Origin of the sequence: Streptosporangium roseum DSM 43021 (assembly GCF_000024865.1) — a bacterium.
GTDB lineage: Bacteria > Actinomycetota > Actinomycetes > Streptosporangiales > Streptosporangiaceae > Streptosporangium > Streptosporangium roseum.
In genome coordinates this window covers 1811360-1827938 of sequence record NC_013595.1, presented here as the reverse complement: position 1 = coordinate 1827938, position 16579 = coordinate 1811360, and the positions used below count along the sequence as shown (strand labels likewise).

Sequence of the window (16579 nt, the reverse complement as noted above, 5' to 3'; positions counted from 1 at the left end):
AGACCCGATGGGGAGGATCAGCCACGTGGCCGCCATGACGCCCGCGATGTCCCTCGCCGCGATCCTGATGACAGCCGCGACACCCGCCACAACCGTCCTCGCCGCCGCCACGACGCCCGTCCCGTCGCTCGCCGTCATCCTCGGCACTCCCGTGACGCCCGCCACACCCGTCGCCGCGCCCCCGCCGGCGGCGGCCGGCTCCCCCGCCCCGGCCCGGGTGGACGTCACCGCCCCCTCCGTCGCCCGGCCCGCCGGCACGACCACGGCCGTCGCGTCCGCCGGAAAGGGACACCGCAGGCTGCTCCCGCCCGCCGGAGCGCCCACCGGCCTGATGGGCACGGCCACCACCGCCGGCGGCATGGTGCTGACCGGCGCCCTGCTGTGGTGGTACGGCACCGTCTGGCCGCGCCGGACCCTGGAGGGCCCCATCGACACCCGCCGCTCGCCGTACGGCCGCCGCCGCCATCCCGGCCCCAAGGTCTGGACGCGCCCGCCGGGGCGGCGGCACGGGACGGACGCCCCCGAAACGTAGGCCGCCCGCCGGCGGCTCCACGGCATGACGGCCGGCTCCGCCGAAACGCACGGATAAACACCGGCGATCGGCGGCGGTCACCGGAAAATGGAACGTTCCCTCACGTCGGTGACCGCCCGTCCCGCCCCGGGGCCGGCACGCCGCCAGAGCGGGAAAATGCTCAATTTACCGTTTATCGAAATGCACATTTATCTGCATTTTGATTTTTCCTATCATCCCCTCATGGACTTGGAAGTACGTCATCTTCGGGTCATCCATGCCATCGCCGAATACGGCAGCATCTCCAAGGCGGCCTCCTCCCTCGGGCTGTCGCAGCCGTCCCTGGCCGGGCAGTTGCAGCGGATCGAGCGCATGTTCGGGGGCCGCCTGTTCGAACGGGTCCATGAGGGCAGCCGCCCGACACCGCTGGGCCTGTGGCTCCTCGACCGCTCCGGGTCGCTGCTGCACGCCTTCGGCGCGCTGCAGCGCGACGCCCGCCATCGCGTCGAGCGGGGAGCCGACAGGCCGGTGATCCGGGTGGGATGCGGCAACACCTCCATCGCGGGCCACGTCAGCAACTGCCTGTACGATCTGGCGCCCGGCGCCGACATCGCCATCCGGACCGAGGAGGGCATGGACGTCCTGCCCGCGCTCCTGGCGGCCGGACGGCTGGAGCTGGCCGTCCTGGGCGACTACCCGGGCTACGAGCTGGTCCCCCCGCCAGGCGTGGTGTACGAGGTCCCCGCCACCGAGCCGATCTTCGTGGGCGTCGCGGCGTCCCACCCCCTGGCCCGGTGCGAGGAGATCGAGCTGGCCGACCTCGCCGGGGAGGAGTGGGCGATGCCCACGCAGGTGGAGTTCGGCTACCGCGAGCACTTCTGGGCGGCCTGCAGGGAACGCGGTTTCGCGCCGCGCCTGTCCTTCTCCCTCAACGCGAACCTCGCCTACGACCTGATCAGGGCGGGCAGATGCGTGGCGATGTTCCAGGCGACCTCCCCGGGACGGGCCGGGATCGCCGTGCGCCCGCTGGTCGACACCCCCCTGGTCTTCCGCCACGTCGTCGGATGGACCCAGTACGGCCCGCTGGCCGAGACGGCGGTCTCACTGGTGAGCAGCGTGATGCGGGCCTACTGGGGCGAGGCCCTGCAGGTGCCCGGATACGCGGCCTGGATCAAACGGAACGGGCAGCCGCTCCAGCCCCCGGCGTGAGCTCTCCATAGGGAGAACCTATGGAGAGCTAGAGGGTTCTGTAACAGGTATCAGTGATGCCACTTTTGGGTCAGCCCTGGCCGGCCTCGGCTCCTTAGGTCCCTTCCCCCCAGGGGACTGGTGAGAGGAGTCACCCAGAGTGAGCACCAAAGTCACGTTAGGCGCCGTCGCCATATTGGCGGTCGCGGCCCTGACCACCTCCACGCTGGCGAATCCGGCGAACGCCGCCGCCACGGGAGGCACCGCCCCCTCGGACCCGGTGCCGGTGAGAGTCTCCGCGGAACGCGAGCCCGCCTTCACCCCGCCGGACGCGCAGAGCCGCAAGCGCGCGATCACCACCGCCGAACGCACCCTGGCGGCGGAGTCCGCGTCCCTGCGCAAGGCGTCCGGAGACAGTTTCACCCGCGACAAGGTCGTCGTGGGAACGCACGGTCTCCAGTATCTCCACTACAGGCGCGCCTACCGCGGACTGCCGGTCTACGGCGGTGACGTGATCGTCATGACCAACAGGTCCGGCGACAGGGTGGAGAGCCTCAGCTCCGGCCAGCGGGTCAAGCTGAACCTCGACACCAAGGCCACCGTCGGCGCGGAAGCCGCCTCGGCCACCGCCCGCGGCCAGCTCACCACCGTCGAGACCGCCGCCGCCCCCGTGCTCATGGTGCACGCGGCCACCGACAGGCCCGTGCTGGCCTGGGAGGTCTCGCTCACCGGCCGCAACGCGCGGACCCCGAGCGTCCTGCACGTCTACGTCGACGCCACGACCGGCGCCGTCATCGACAAGGTGGAGGAGGTCAAGGCGGGCACCGGCAACAGCTTCTACAACGGCAACCCGGTGACCATCCAGACCTCCGGCTCCTACTCGATGACCGACACCACCCGGCCGGGGCTGCGCTGCGGCGGCCAGAACGGCTCGGCCTACACCGGCACCGACGACGCCTGGGGCAACGGCCAGGGCACCAACCTGGAGACCGCCTGCGTCGACGCGCTGTACGCCGCCCAGAAGGAATGGGACATGCTGCGCGACTGGCTGGGCCGCAGCGGCTTCAACGGCTCCGGCGGCGCCTTCCCCGCCCGCGTGGGCCTGGCGGACGTCAACGCCTACTGGAACGGCTCCTACACCAACTTCGGCCACAACCAGGCCAACACCAAACAGGCCACCCCGATGGACGTGGTCGCCCACGAGTACGGCCACGCGATCTTCCAGTTCTCCGGGTCGGGGGGCGCGGGCAGCGGCAACGAGGCCGGCGGCCTGAACGAGTCGACCGGCGACATCTTCGGCGCGCTGACCGAGCATTTCGTCAACCACCCCGCCAACCTGGACGAGCCGGACTACCTGGTCGGCGAGGAGGTCGACCTGGTCGGCCAGGGCCCGATCCGCAACATGTACAACCCGGGCGCGGTGGGCGACCCCAACTGCTACAGCTCCTCGATCCCCAACACCGAGGTGCACGCGGCGGCCGGACCGCAGAACCACTGGTTCTACCTGCTGGCCGAGGGCACCAACCCGGGCGGCGGCAAGCCCTCCAGCACGGTCTGCTCCGGCCCGTCCAACCTGACCGGCATCGGCATCCAGAAGGCCGGCCAGATCTTCATGGGCGGCCTGAACGCCAAGACCACTCCGTGGACGCACGCCAAGGCGCGCCTGCGGACCCTGGAGGCCGCCAAGGCGCTGTTCCCCAGCAGCTGCGTGGAGTTCAACGCGACCAAGGCCGCCTGGGCCGCCGTCAACGTCCCGGCGCAGGGCGGCGAGGTGACCTGCACCGCGACGGGCGACGACTACGCGATCACGGTGAGCCCGTCGTCGGGGTCGGTCCAGCCCGGCGGGTCGGCCACGGCGACGCTGAACACCTCCGTCGTCTCGGGCAGCGCGCAGACCGTGACCCTGTCGGCGGCCGGCGTCCCCTCGGGCGCCACGGTGAGCTTCAACCCCGCCTCCGTCACGGCGGGCCAGAGCTCGACGGTGACGCTCGCCACCTCGGCGAACACGCCGCAGGGGACCTTCCCGATCACCCTGAACGCCAGCGCGCCCTCCGGCGCCAAGTCGGTGACCTACTCGCTGACCGTCGGCACCGGCAACCCGCCGACCGGGGCACCGGACATCCCCGTGGCCAACGTGACGGCGCACCTGAACCAGCTGCAGTCGATCGCCTCCGGCAACGGCGGCAACCGGGCCTCGGCCACCTCCGGCTACACCGCCTCGCTGAACTACATCAAGGGCAAGCTGGACGCGGCCGGCTACACCACCGCGGTGCAGAACTTCACCTACAACGGCCAGACCCACTCCAACCTGATCGCCAACTGGCCGGCCGGTCCCACCGGCCCGACGATCATGCTCGGCAGCCACCTGGACAGCGTCAGCTCCGGGCCCGGCATCAACGACAACGGCTCGGGCTCGGCGGCGCTGCTGGAGGTCGCGCTGACGCTGGCCGACCGCAACCCCACGCTGGACAAGCACGTCCGCTTCGCCTGGTGGGGCGCCGAGGAGCTGGGCCTGCGCGGCTCGCAGCACTACGTGTCGAACTCCGGTGTCTCCGGCATCGAGGCCTACCTCAACTTCGACATGATCGCCTCGCCGAACCCGGGCTACTTCGTCTACGACGACGACACCGCGCTGGAGAAGGTGTTCAAGGACTACTTCGCCACGCTCAACGTCCCGACCGAGATCGAGACCGCGGGTGACGGCCGCAGCGACCACGCCCCGTTCAAGAACGCGGGCGTCAGAGTGGGCGGCCTGTTCACCGGCGCCGAGACGGCCAAGACCTCGGCACAGGCCGCCAAGTGGGGCGGCACCGCGGGCCAGGCCTTCGACCGCTGCTACCACTCCGCCTGCGACACCACCTCCAACATCAACAGCACCGCGCTGGACCGCAACAGCGACGCCGTGGCCAACGCGCTGTGGAAGCTGGCGGTGCGCCCCGGCCCGGTCGGCGACGACTACTCGATGGCGGTGAACCCGGCGTCCGGCACCGTCCAGGCGGGCCAGTCGGCCGACGCGACGCTGAGCACCACGGTCACCGGCGGCAACGCGCAGAGCGTGTCGCTGTCGGCCTCCGGCGCCCCCGCCGGGACCACGGTGACCTTCACCCCCTCGACCGTCACGGCCGGCCAGACGTCCGCGGTGCGGATCACGACCTCCGCCTCCACCCCGGCGGGCACCTACACCATCGCCCTCAACGGCACCGGGACCTCCGCCAACCGCTCGGCGATCTACACCCTGACGGTCGGCGGGACCGGCGGCGGCCGCACCTTCACCAACGACACGCCCTTCGAGATCAACGACGGCTACCAGGACTCCAGTGACATCCCGGTCACCCTCACCGGGTCCCCGAACGCCACGTTCACGGTCTCGGCCGACATCGACCACACCTGCTCGCAGGACCTGCGCCTGACCCTCGTCCGGCCGAACGGGACCTCACAGGTGCTGAAGTACGAGTCCTACACCGCCTGCACGCCGTACAGCGGGCCGGTGCGGTTCACGGTGAACAACCCCTCCCGCTTCGGCAACGGCACCTGGTCCCTCGTGGTCGGCGACTACTACCAGGGCGACACCGGCACCCTCAACGCCTGGAGCATCACCTTCTAGCGGCCCCCTCCCCGGCCGGAAAGGACAGCAGGACGGCAGGACGGCCCGGACGCGTCGCGTCCGGGCCGTCTCGCGTCTCCGGCCGTCAGGCCTCGGTCATGCCGCTGCGCGCCCGGCCGCCGGCCGACTCGCGTACGGCGGCCGCGACGGCGCCCGCCACATCGGCGTGGAACACGCTGGGGATGATGTAGTTCGGGCCGAGCTCCTCGTCGGTGACCACGGCGGACAGCGCCCTGGCCGCCGCCAGCAGCATCTCCTGGGTGACCACGTTGGCCTGGGCGTCCAGCAGGCCGCGGAAGACGCCGGGGAAGGCCAGCACGTTGTTGATCTGGTTCGGGTAGTCCGAGCGGCCGGTGGCGACCACGGCGGCGTGCTCGCGTGCGTCGTCCGGTGAGACCTCCGGCTCCGGGTTGGCCAGCGCGAAGACCACCGCGCCCTCGGCCATCGTGGCGATGTCGTCGCCGTTGAGGATGCCGGGGGCGGAGACGCCGATGAACACGTCGGCGCCCTTGACCGCGCCGCGCAGGTCGCCGGAGTAGCCGTCGGCGTTGGTGTGGTCGGCGATCCACCGGAGCGAGTCGTCCAGGTCCTCGCGCCCGCCGTGCACCGCGCCCAGGTAGTCGCAGACGATGACGTTGTGCGCGCCGGCCGCGAGCAGCAGCCGCAGCACGGCCGTACCGGCGGCGCCGGCGCCGGCGAGGGCGATGCGGACCTCGCTCAGGTCCTTGCCGACCACGCGCAGCGCGTTGGTGAGCGCGGCGAGCACGCAGATCGCGGTGCCGTGCTGGTCGTCGTGGAAGACCGGGATGTCCAGCAGCTCGCGCAGCCGCCGCTCCACCTCGAAGCAGCGCGGCGCCGAGATGTCCTCCAGGTTGATGCCGCCGAAGCCGGGGGCGATGACCTGGACGGTGCGGACGATCTCGTCGACGTCCTGGGTGTCCAGGCAGATCGGCCAGGCGTCGATGTCGGCGAACCGCTTGAACAGCGCGGCCTTGCCCTCCATGACGGGCAGCGCGGCGGCCGGGCCGATGTTGCCCAGGCCCAGCACGGCCGAGCCGTCGGTGACCACCGCGACGCTGTTGCGCTTGATGGTCAGGCGGCGGGCGTCCTCGGGGTTGCGGGCGATGGCCATGGAGACCCGGGCGACACCCGGGGTGTAGGCCATGGACAGCTCGTCACGGTTGCGCAACGGCACCTTCGACTTCATCTCGATCTTGCCACCGAGATGCATGAGGAAGGTCCGGTCGGAGACCTTGTGGATGACGACGCCCTCGACGGCGTCGAGCTTGTCGACGATCGCCTGGGCGTGGTCGGTGTCACGGGCGGCACAGGTTACGTCGATGCGCAGGGTCTCGTGTCCGGCGGTGGTCACGTCGAGTGCGGTGACCACACCTCCTGCGGACTCTACGGCGTGGGTGAGCTGGCTGACAGCCTTACCACCCGCCGGCACCTCCAGGCGCACGGTGATGGAGTACGACACACTCGGCACAGTGGCCACAGTCAATCCGCTCCTTTGCGACTGACTTGGTTGGGATGCCTCCATGGTGCCACCACCAGACGGGTGTCCGGGCCGAGCGGGCTCAGCTCAGCGCTGTCGATGCGGTCACAATCAGCTCCACGCACGTGTCGATCGGGATGCTCGTGCTGTCCAGCACCAGGTGGTACAGGAGCGGGGAGGCCGGGTCCACGTGGTAGAAGTGGCGGACGTAGGCGGCCCGTGCCCGGTCGTTGTCCTCCACGAGCCTGCGGGCCTGGCGCTCGGTCACCCCGGTCAGGGTCGCCGTCTGGAGCACCCGGCGCTTCGAGGGCGCGTCCAGCCGTACGTGCAGCGCGCCCGGATGGTCGGCCAGGACCAGCGCCCCGGCCCTGCCGAGGATCACCCCGCCCTGGCCGCGCGCGGTCTGCCTGATCACCCTCTCGGTGTGGGCGACGAAGTCCTCGGCGGGCAGGGGCATGTTCCCCGGTAGGTACATGTCCACGCCGCCGAAGGTGACCGTCGGGAGCCGCATGGCCTCCGCCAGCAGCCGGGCGAGCCCGTGCTCGGCCCGGTCGTCATGGGCGAGCACCTCCTCCAGCGTGCAGCCGAGCTCGTCGGCCACCGCGCCGGGGATCGCCCGGTCCATGAAGGGCACGCCCAGACGTCCGGCCACCGCCGGGCCGATCACACTGCCGGCGGTGCCGTACGTCGCGGAGATGGTGACGACCCGCATGCCTTGTTCATGCCCGTGAAGCGGGCGGTTCAGAGCTGGGAGCCGTACTCAGAACAGCGCGTTGGCCAGGTTCCTGCGGGCCCGCACGATCGACGGGTCGTCGCCGGGAAGGGTGTCGAAGAGGCCGAGCAGGTGCACCCTCGCCCTGTCACGATCGTCGCCCGAGGTCCGGCGCACCACCCCGATGAGCCGGTCGAAGGCCTTGTCCACCTCGCCGGCGAGCATCTCGAAGTCGGCCGCCAGGAGCTGGGCGTCGATGTCGGCGGGGTCGGCCAGGCGGCTCTCCACCTCGGCGGGGTCGACGTCCTGGGTCCGCCGGATCAGGCCGAGACCGGCCAGGCCCAGCTTGGCGTCCTCGTTGTTCGGGGAACGGGCCAGCAGCCGCTCGTAGGCGGCCACGGCGCCGTCGAGGTCGCCGGCGTCGATGGCCTGCTCGGCGGCGAGCACGTCCGGATCGGCCGGGGGCTCCTCCGGCTGCCCCTCCGCCGGGGCGCCCTCGGCGGCCGGCGGGAGATACTGGGCCAGGGCCTCCATGAGCTGCGACAGCCACTCGCGTAGCTGCTGCTCGGTGGCGATGCCGGGGGCGACCGCCACCGGCTGGCCCTGGAAGATGGCGTACAGGGCGGGCACGTTCTGCACCCGGAGCGCCTGTGCGATCTGCGGGCTGGCCTCGACGTCCACACGGGCCAGGACCCACCTGCCGGTGTTCTCGGCGGTGAGCTTCTCCAGCAGCAGGCTGTATTCCTTCGCCTGCTCCGCACGGGTCACCGTGAGCTCCAGCAGCACGAGGCTGTTCATGGAGCTTTCGACGACTTCCGTCGCGAAGTTGGCGTCATCGACGTAGACGACCTGCACCGGGGTGCCGCCGCTCTCGTGCGCGGTGGTCTCCCGCCGCGCCTGCGCGTCCAGCGCCTGCTTGCGCGCGCCGAGGTCCACGGCACCGTAGAGCGATCCGGGTCGAGTGAAGTCCGCTGGGCTCATACCTCCAATCCTGCCGTATCCCGATTACTGCACCGACTCGCCACCGCTAGAAACGGGCCGGCTCGCTGTAGACGCCCCACTCGCCGCGGAGCGCGTCGCAGATCTCGCCCAGCGTGGCCTCGGCGCGGACGGCGTCGAGCATGGGCGGAACCAGGTTGCCCTCACCCCTCGCGACCTGCACCATCGCGGCCAGCGCGCCATCCACGGCCCCCTGGTCGCGCTCGGCTCGGCGGGCGGCCAGGACCCGGTTCTGCTCGCGTTCGACCTCGTGGCCGACGCGGAGGATCTCCAGCGGCTCGTCGACGGAGGCCGTGTGGCGGTTGACCCCGACGATCCGCTTCTCCCCCTTCTCCAGCTTGCGCTGGTAGTCGAAGGCGGCCTCGGCGATCTCGGAAGTGAACCAGCCGTCCTCGATGCCGCGCAGGATCCCCGAGGTCATCGAGCCGTCCCGCCCCATGTCCCGGATCTTCGCGAAAATCGCCTCGGCCTCGGCTTCGAGCCGGTCCGTCAGCGCCTCCACGTACCAGGACCCGCCGAGCGGGTCGGCGACGTTGACGACCTCGGTCTCCTCCATGATCACCTGCTGGGTGCGCAGGGCGATCTCGGCGGCCTTCTCCGAGGGCAGCGCCAGAACCTCGTCCAGCGCGTTGGTGTGCAGCGAGTTGGTGCCGCCGAGCACGGCCGCGAGCGCCTCGACCGTGGTGCGCACCACGTTGTTGTGCGGCTGCTGCGCGGTCAGCGACACCCCCGCCGTCTGGGTGTGGAAGCGCAGCCACTGGGCCCTGTCGGTCCTGGCCCCGTAGACGTCGCGCAGCCACCGCGCCCAGATCCGCCGGGCGGCCCGGAACTTGGCGATCTCCTCGAAGAAGTCGATGTGCGCGTCGAAGAAGAACGACAGGCCGGGGGCGAAGGCGTCGACGTCCAGCCCGCGCGACAGGCCGAGCTCCACGTAGCCGAACCCGTCGGCCAGGGTGAAGGCCAGCTCCTGCGCGGCCGTGGAGCCGGCTTCGCGGATGTGGTAGCCGGACACGCTGAGCGGCTTGTAGGCCGGGACGCCGGCGGCGCAGAACTCCATCAGGTCGCCGATCAGCCGCAGGTGCGGCTCGGGGGCGAACAGCCACTCCTTCTGCGCGATGTACTCCTTGAAGATGTCGGTCTGGAGCGTCCCGTTCAGCTTGCCGGCCGGCACTCCCTGCCGCTCGGCGGCGACGACGTACATGCAGAAGATCGGGACGGCCGGGCCGCTGATCGTCATCGAGGTGGTGATGTCGCCGAGCGGGATGCCGTCGAAGAGCAGGTCCATGTCCAGCGCGGAGTCGATCGCCACACCGCAGTGGCCGACCTCGCCGAGCGAGCGCGGATCGTCGGAGTCGCGGCCCATCAGCGTCGGCATGTCGAAGGCCACGCTCAGGCCGCCGCCGCCCGCGCCGAGGATCATCTTGTACCGCTCGTTGGTCTGCCGGGCGTTGCCGAACCCGGCGAACTGCCGGATGGTCCACGTCCTGCCCCGGTAGCCGGTGGCGTGCAGGCCCCGGGTGAAGGGATACTCCCCCGGCCAGCCGATGCGCGCCATGCGCGGGTCGTCGCCGCCGGGCCCGTAGACCGGCTCCACGTCGAGCCCGGAGAGCGTCCTGAACTCGGATCCGCGCTTGACGGCCCCGTCGAACCGCGCCTGCCAGCGCGACCGCCCCGCCTCGATCTCCTCGGCGTCCATGGCCAACCCCCTTGTACGGCTTGCGGCTCCTGCACGACTCGTGGCCCCGGAGAAAATACTAGGACGTCCTATTAATTTTTGGCCAGAAAGGTCGCCGGGATGTCCCCGCCAGGCCATGGCGCGTGATCGCGGACAGAGGACCTCGCCGTCCGATCCGTCCCGGGGCCCGCCGTCCGGTCCGCCCCGAGGGTGCCGGAGACCTCCGCACCCCTCGGCCCTCTCGGTCCTCGAATCAGTCCTCGAAATCCCCCGCGGCCACCCGCAAGGTCCTGAGCAGGCCGAACATCTGATCCAGCTCCGCCTCGCCGTACATGGTCATGGCGAAGTCGGCGCCCATCAGATCGGCGGTCGCCCGGCTCACGACCCCCCGGCCCCCGTCGGTGATCTCCGCCAGCACCCCGCGGCCGTCCCGGGGGTTGCGCATGCGGCGGACCAGCCCGGCCCGCTCCAGCCGGCCCACGGTGTTGGTCACGCTCGTGGGATGCACCATCAGGCGCTCGCCGATCGTGGACAGCGGCAACGCCCCCGTCTTGCTGAAAGTCAGCAAAACCAACGCCTCGTACCGGGCAAAGGTCAAGTCATGCGGCTTGAGTAGCGTGTCCAGTTGCGAGAGCAGGATCTGGTGCGCTCTCATGATCGACGTGACGGCGGCCATGGCCGAGGAAGGCCCGAACTGAACGCGCCACGTCTCCGCGGCGCGCTCGATGGGGTCGAACGGCAGATTCAGCTGACCTGTAGCCACAGGGCTACGGTAGCGCGGCCTCATCCCGGTTCGCCCATATACGTAGAGTTACCAGATTGATGGCTTCACCAAGAACCCGGGCACCAAACGTCACGCTCAGTTATGGTTCCCACATCGAATGGTGAGGGCGCGGCCAAATGGCCGCGCGGACTCGCTCCGGCCTGCGGGGGATGCAGGCCGGATCGGTGGCCGAGGGGACCGGCTACCGCATTCACGGCACGGGGGGTTTGATGAACGACAACTCAATGGCGTTCAGACGCCACACGGACTTCTGCTCGGCCGACACGGCGTGGATCCGCTCCACGCGTGCCGGTGCGTGAGCACAGAGGCGTTTCACGCGAAGAACTCCAGCAGAGCGCGTTGGTGGCGGTCGCCGTCCTGCTCGTGCTCGGCGTGGTCGCGGCGTGGAGCGTCCTCATACCCGGTGTCAGCGCGTGGGAGAACATCATCGTCGCGGTGATCGGCTCGCTCCGGCTCACCGGGCCGGTGGCCGCGGCGTTCGCCGCCTGGGTGGCGGTGAGCAGGCGGCGCGGGACCGGCCGGCGGTCGCTGACCACCTGGCAGGCGGTCCGCGCGCCACTGGCGATCCTGGTGGTGGTCGGGGGCGCCTTCACCGCGACGCTGCTGGTCCTGGCGGTCAGGACCATGCTCACCGAGCAGGCGGGACGGCTGCTGCCCAGCGGCCTCGTCATGGGCGTGGCCGGGCTGGCGCTGTACGTCGCGATCGGCTGGGTGACCGGCTGGCTGCTGCCGTGGACGATCACTCCGATGCTCGCCGGGCTCGGCTGCTACGGACTGTTCGCCTGGATGGCGCAGGGGGCGACCTGGGCCGACCGGCTCATCCCCGCCACGCGGGAGCCGTACGACCCCTTCCGCGGGCTCAACGCCGCCGCCCTGACCGACCAGACGCTCTGGCTGCTGGGCATCAGCGCCGCGCTGCTGCTCGGCTGGGCCGCGGTCGTGACGCGGCAGGCGCTCGTGCTGGCCGCCGCGCTGCTCGCGGTGCTGGCCGCCGGGACCGGGGTCGCCCGGCTGCTCACCGAGCCTCGGACGATCTCCGCCCAGCGGGTGGTCTACAGCTGCCAGGAATGGCCGATCATGGTCTGCGTGCACCCGGGGATGCGGACCGGCCTTCCCGAGCTCGGCTCCGCGTTCGTCAAGATCGCCTCCCGGCTGGCGGGGACGCCCGGCGAGTTCTCCCGCCTTGAGCAGCACCCCCGGCGCGAGGACATCCCCCTCGCCCCGGGCGCGGTCCCGATCCACGTCGACGACCTGGCCGCCGGCTTCGCCGACGAGGCCGCCGAGGAGTTCGTCGAGAACCTGGCCCAGGAATGCGACGGCACCCCGGCCGGCGGTTACCGCGACATCGTCGTCGCGTGGCTGCGCGGCAAGCCGCTGCCCAGCGGCCCGCTCCCCGAGCACCAGTACGCCGCCGCGTGGTTCTCCGGTCTCACCGACGCCCAGCGCAGGGACTGGCTGCGGCTGTACTACTCCGACTTCTCCGGATGCCGGCTACAGAGCACTCACTTCGGCGGCCAGGTCGGCGAGACCGGGCAGACAGGGCGGCCTGCGGTGCCGGGGCAGATCAGCCAGACCGGCCAGGGCGCCGAGATCGGGCGGGGCGCGCCGGACTCGCAGGTCGTGCCGCCCTACCCGGCGCCCGCCACCGCGCCCTCCGCCGCCTCGGTCCCGCCCTTCGTCCCGAGGGACGCCCCGGCCGGCAGGCCGAGGACGGAAGTACGGTCCCGCGGCTGACAAGATCAGCACAGGTTCGGCGTGAGAAAGCGGCCGCCGAGGGAAGGAGACCGCCGTGAAAGCCCCCCTAGAAGCACCGCCCGAGGCCCCCTCGGCGCCTCGCCGGCGCCGCTGGCGCTTCCTCGCGGGACTGCTCGTCGTCGTGGTCCTCCTCGTCGTGGGCGTCCGCCTGACCTGGTCGTGGCTGAACCCGTTCGGCGAGACCACGATCGACCGCAGCCAGCCCGTGCTGCTGCAGTCCATTCACAACCTCAGCCGCTTCGAGGCGGCCACCGGCAACTTCCAGGTCGTCGTGGACCTGGAGAGGGACGCCGCCTTCCTGCCCGACGCGGTCAAGGGCAGCCGCACGCTCTTCGTGGGCGCGGGCGGCGTCGACGCCTACGTCGACTTCGGCGGCCTGGCCAAGGGCGCGCTGACCGTCTCGCCCGACCGCAGAGAGGTGACGGTGAAGCTGCCGCGCGCGCAGCTCGAGAAGCCCAACCTCGACAACAAGCGCTCCTACGTCTACGCGCAGCAGCGCGGCCTGTTCGACCGGGTCGAGGACTTCCTGTCCTCCTCCCCCGCCGACCAGCAGGAGCTCTACGTGCTGGCCGAGAAGAAGATCGCCGAAGCCGCGCAGGCCAGCGACCTGCGCAACCGGGCCGACCAGAACACCAAGAGCATGCTCCAGGGCATGCTGACCACCCTCGGTTTCGAGAAGGTGACCGTCAAGTTCGCCGACGAGCCGTAGCCGCCGCGCCCGCGACCGGGCCCGCGGTCGCCCGCCGCCGCGGCGCTCGGCGCGGCCTTTGTGGATGCCGGCCGTGACGGGATTCCGTATGAACGCCGTCACCGGCACGGACATATGCCTGCCGTTATCCGTGAGGCCGGAGCGTTTCTCATCGGCACCGCCCTGACTCCGCCACCGCCAAGCGGGTAAACCCATCGTGTTCCGACCGCCGCTTCACGGAGTCACGATTCCGGCCCTTGTCCGGGCGCCCATTTCCGACCGGCCGAACAAGCGATTCACCTTTTTACCCAGAGCGAGAACGACTTATGCGCTGTCGCGGCCAGGAATGTTCGTCCTCTCCGTGCCGCGACCATGACACCGGCTCATCCAAGGGCCGCCAGCAGCTCGTCGGCGGCCCGGTAGGGGTCGAGATCGGCGTCCAGGACACGGGTGGCGAGGGCGTCCAGGCGCTGGTCGCCGTGGAGGTCGGCGAAGCGGGAGCGGAGAGCGGTCAGCGCGATGGCCTCGATCTCGTCCCGGGCCCTGGCATGGCGGCGGCGTCCGAGCTCGCCCGACTTCTCAAGGTGGGCCAGGTGCTCGTCGAGGGCGCCGACCACCTCTCCGGCCCCCTCTCCCCGGTAGGCCACGGTCGGCACGATCGGCGGCCTCCAGGCCCGCTCGACCAGCGCGGTCATGTTTCGGAGCTCGCGGATGGCCGCCTGGGCCCCGTCGCGGTCGGCCTTGTTCACCACGAACACGTCGGCGATCTCCAGGATGCCCGCCTTGGCCGCCTGGACGCCGTCGCCCATGCCCGGGGCGAGCAGCACGACGGTGGTGTCGGCCAGCGAGGCGATCTCCACCTCGGCCTGGCCGACCCCGACGGTCTCGACGAGGATGACCTCGCAGCCGGCGGCGTCCAGGACGCGCAGCGCCTGGGGCGTGGCCCAGGCCAGGCCGCCGAGGTGGCCGCGGCTGGCCATCGACCGGATGAACACCCCCGGATCGGTGGCGTGGTCCTGCATGCGCACCCGGTCGCCGAGCAGGGCCCCGCCGGTGAACGGCGAGGACGGGTCCACCGCGAGGACACCGACCTTCCTGCCCCGCTCGCGGAACGCCCGGACCAGCATCCCGGTGGAGGTGGACTTGCCCACCCCGGGGGAGCCGGTGAGCCCGATGACCCGGGCCCGGTACGGCCGGCCCGCGCAGAGCAGCGCCGTGATCTCCCGGAGCAGCGGGGAGCCGTTCTCCACCATGGAGATCAGCCTCGCCACCGCGCGGGGCTGCCCGTCCCGTGCCCGCGCCACCAGATCGGGGACGTCCACGGCCGGGGGCGGGCCGCCCCCGGCAGCCACGCCGGGGCCCTCCACGGTCAGGCCGAGGGGACCCGGATGATCAGCGCATCGCCCTGGCCGCCGCCGCCGCACAGGCCCGCGGCACCGAGCCCGCCGCCCCGGCGCCTGAGCTCGTGGGCGAGGGCGAGGACGATGCGGGCGCCGGAGGCGCCGATCGGATGGCCGACGGCGATGCCGCCGCCGTTGACGTTGACCTTGTCGAGCGGGACGCCGAGGTCCTTGGCCGACTGGAGGACGACCTGGGCGAAGGCCTCGTTGATCTCCAGCAGGTCGAGGTCCTCGACCGAGAGCCCCTGCTTGCCGAGGGCGTGCTTGATCGCGTTGGCGGGCTGGGACTGGAGCGAGTTGTCGGGCCCGGCCACGTTGCCGTGCGCGCCGATCTCCGCCAGCCACTCCAGGCCCAGTTCCTCGGCCTTGGCCTTGGACATCACGACCACCGCGCAGGCGCCGTCGGAGATCTGCGAGGCGGACCCGGCGGTGATGGTGCCGTCCTTGCTGAAGGCCGGCCGCAGCCGTCCCAGGGTCTCGACCGTGGTGTCGCCGCGCACGCCCTCGTCGGCGGCGAACATCACCGGCTCCCCCTTGCGCTGCGGGACCGGCACCGGAACGATCTCGTCGTCGAGCACGCCGTTCTTGATCGCGGCGGCGGCGAGCTCGTGGGAACGGGCGGAGAACGCGTCCTGCTCCTCGCGGGTCAGGCCGAGGCGCGCGTTGTGCCGCTCGGTGGACTCGCCCATGGACACCTGGTCGTAGGCGTCGGTCAGGCCGTCGAAGGCCATCGAGTCCACGATGCCGGCGTCGCCGTACTTCACTCCCCTGCGCAGGCCGGGCAGCAGGTGGGGGGCGTTCGACATGGACTCCATGCCGCCGGCGACCACGACGTCGAACTCGCCCGCCCTGATGAGCTGGTCGGCCAAGGCGATGGCGTCCAGCCCGGACAGGCAGACCTTGTTGATCGTCAGCGACGGCACGGTCATCGGGATCCCGGCCTTGACGGCCGCCTGGCGGGAGGGGATCTGACCCGCTCCGGCCTGGAGGACCTGGCCCATGATCACGTACTGCACGGACTCGGGGGCGACGCCGGAGCGCTCCAGCGCGGCCTTGATGGCGATGCCGCCGAGCTCGACGGCCGACAGGCCGGCCAGCGAGCCGAGCAACCGGCCGATGGGGGTGCGAGCTCCGGCGACGATGACGGAACCAGACATAAAAGGGGCCTCCCTGGCGGGACTTGGGGCGACTTTGCCACCATACCCATGAGCACCCGAGCAACCGCCATGGAGGCCGACCCTATGTTCATGCGCATCGACCATGTGGGAATCGCCTGCCACGACCTTGAGGAGAAGATCGCGCTCTTCGAGCGGACCTTCGAGCTCACCGTGGTGGCACGCGAGATCAACGAGGAGCAGGGCGTCAAGGAGGCGATGCTGCACATCGCCGACGGCAACGGCGGCGGCTCCTACATCCAGCTCCTCGAACCGCTCGGCCCCGACACCCCGGTCGGTAAGTTCCTCGCCAAGCGCGGGGAGGGGGTCCACCATGTCGCGTTCGGCGTCCCGGATGTGACAGAGGCCATGAGAGAAATTGGGAGCAAGGGCGTCAGACTGCTCGACGAGAAGCCTCGGCACGGCTCGATGGGGTCCTCCATCGCCTTCTTGCATCCCAAGGATGTGGGGGGAATGCTGACGGAGCTCGTTCAAGCCCAAGAGCACTGACCGAGCCTTATGTCAAATGCAAGAAAGGTTCATACGTAACAAGTCACGCAGAAAGTCGGAGGGGACCTCCAACACGGCAACACCAGAGTACGCTGGCCTAC

13 protein-coding genes are annotated in these 16579 nt (G+C 70.9%); 6 read left to right on the top strand and 7 right to left on the bottom strand.

The genetic code is table 11. The features are described 5' to 3' along the window. Positions 1–7 precede the first annotated feature (7 nt). The 3 genes from SROS_RS08225 (at position 8) to SROS_RS08215 (ending at position 5303) form a co-directional block, all read left to right on the top strand. Positions 8–532 carry a hypothetical protein gene (locus tag SROS_RS08225; RefSeq protein ID WP_012888445.1) on the top strand — a complete coding sequence of 175 codons (525 nt, stop codon included), beginning with the start codon at positions 8–10 and terminating at the stop codon, positions 530–532. Between the two features lie 222 nt (positions 533–754). Next, complete coding sequence (locus SROS_RS08220) at positions 755–1720, top strand: LysR family transcriptional regulator (protein WP_012888444.1); 966 nt, start codon at positions 755–757, stop codon at positions 1718–1720. A 139-nt stretch (positions 1721–1859) separates the two neighbouring features. Further along, entirely contained in the window at positions 1860–5303 is a 3444-nt protein-coding gene (locus tag SROS_RS08215; RefSeq protein ID WP_012888443.1) for a M28 family peptidase, read from the top strand. An 85-nt stretch (positions 5304–5388) separates the two neighbouring features. Here the strand turns inward: SROS_RS08215 and SROS_RS08210 are convergent, their stop codons facing one another. The 5 genes from SROS_RS08210 to SROS_RS08190 form a co-directional block, all read right to left on the bottom strand. Continuing rightward, a complete protein-coding gene (locus tag SROS_RS08210; protein WP_012888442.1) occupies positions 5389–6801 on the bottom strand; it encodes an NAD-dependent malic enzyme in 1413 nt (470 codons plus the stop codon). Between the two features lie 82 nt (positions 6802–6883). Continuing rightward, positions 6884–7513: a cytidylate kinase-like family protein gene (locus tag SROS_RS08205; RefSeq protein WP_012888441.1), complete on the bottom strand. Its 630-nt coding sequence runs from the start codon at positions 7511–7513 to the stop codon at positions 6884–6886. A 48-nt stretch (positions 7514–7561) separates the two neighbouring features. Next, positions 7562–8494, bottom strand: a complete 933-nt coding sequence (locus tag SROS_RS08200; RefSeq protein ID WP_012888440.1) for a tetratricopeptide repeat protein — start codon at positions 8492–8494, stop codon at positions 7562–7564. 46 nt (positions 8495–8540) lie between these two features. Next, positions 8541–10208, bottom strand: a complete 1668-nt coding sequence (icmA, locus tag SROS_RS08195) for a coenzyme B12-dependent isobutyryl-CoA mutase large subunit (protein ID WP_012888439.1) — start codon at positions 10206–10208, stop codon at positions 8541–8543. A 232-nt stretch (positions 10209–10440) separates the two neighbouring features. Further along, positions 10441–10974, bottom strand: a complete 534-nt coding sequence (locus SROS_RS08190) for a MarR family winged helix-turn-helix transcriptional regulator (RefSeq protein ID WP_012888438.1) — start codon at positions 10972–10974, stop codon at positions 10441–10443. 339 nt (positions 10975–11313) lie between these two features. Here SROS_RS08190 and SROS_RS08180 point away from each other — a divergent pair, with 339 nt between their 5' ends. Together SROS_RS08180 and SROS_RS08175 are read left to right on the top strand one after the other, a co-directional pair. Then, positions 11314–12705, top strand: a complete 1392-nt coding sequence (locus tag SROS_RS08180) for a hypothetical protein (protein ID WP_012888436.1) — start codon at positions 11314–11316, stop codon at positions 12703–12705. A gap of 55 nt (positions 12706–12760) precedes the next feature. Further along, on the top strand, positions 12761–13435 hold the full coding sequence (locus SROS_RS08175) for a DUF4230 domain-containing protein (RefSeq protein ID WP_012888435.1): 675 nt from the start codon (positions 12761–12763) through the stop codon (positions 13433–13435). A gap of 362 nt (positions 13436–13797) precedes the next feature. Here the strand turns inward: SROS_RS08175 and meaB are convergent, their stop codons facing one another. Both meaB and SROS_RS08165 read right to left on the bottom strand, forming a co-directional pair. Then, the gene (meaB, locus tag SROS_RS08170; protein ID WP_043655036.1) at positions 13798–14736 is read right to left on the bottom strand and encodes a methylmalonyl Co-A mutase-associated GTPase MeaB; all 939 of its coding nucleotides are present in this window, start codon (positions 14734–14736) and stop codon (positions 13798–13800) included. A gap of 47 nt (positions 14737–14783) precedes the next feature. Further along, positions 14784–15971, bottom strand: a complete 1188-nt coding sequence (locus SROS_RS08165) for an acetyl-CoA C-acetyltransferase (protein ID WP_012888433.1) — start codon at positions 15969–15971, stop codon at positions 14784–14786. 84 nt (positions 15972–16055) lie between these two features. Between SROS_RS08165 and mce the strand changes: the two genes are divergently transcribed. After that, positions 16056–16478 (top strand): methylmalonyl-CoA epimerase, encoded by a 423-nt coding sequence (gene mce, locus SROS_RS08160; RefSeq protein WP_012888432.1) that lies wholly within the window; start codon positions 16056–16058, stop codon positions 16476–16478. The last annotated feature ends 101 nt before the right edge of the window (positions 16479–16579 follow it).

Coding starts and splice junctions, on each gene's coding strand:
- mce (WP_012888432.1), top strand. CDS start 16,056: ATGTTCATGCGCATCGACCATGTGGGAATCGCCTGCCACGACCTTGAG.
- SROS_RS08200 (WP_012888440.1), bottom strand. CDS start 8,494: ATGAGCCCAGCGGACTTCACTCGACCCGGATCGCTCTACGGTGCCGTG.
- SROS_RS08220 (WP_012888444.1), top strand. CDS start 755: ATGGACTTGGAAGTACGTCATCTTCGGGTCATCCATGCCATCGCCGAA.
- icmA (WP_012888439.1), bottom strand. CDS start 10,208: ATGGACGCCGAGGAGATCGAGGCGGGGCGGTCGCGCTGGCAGGCGCGG.
- SROS_RS08190 (WP_012888438.1), bottom strand. CDS start 10,974: ATGAGGCCGCGCTACCGTAGCCCTGTGGCTACAGGTCAGCTGAATCTG.
- SROS_RS08205 (WP_012888441.1), bottom strand. CDS start 7,513: ATGCGGGTCGTCACCATCTCCGCGACGTACGGCACCGCCGGCAGTGTG.
- SROS_RS08165 (WP_012888433.1), bottom strand. CDS start 15,971: ATGTCTGGTTCCGTCATCGTCGCCGGAGCTCGCACCCCCATCGGCCGG.
- SROS_RS08225 (WP_012888445.1), top strand. CDS start 8: ATGGGGAGGATCAGCCACGTGGCCGCCATGACGCCCGCGATGTCCCTC.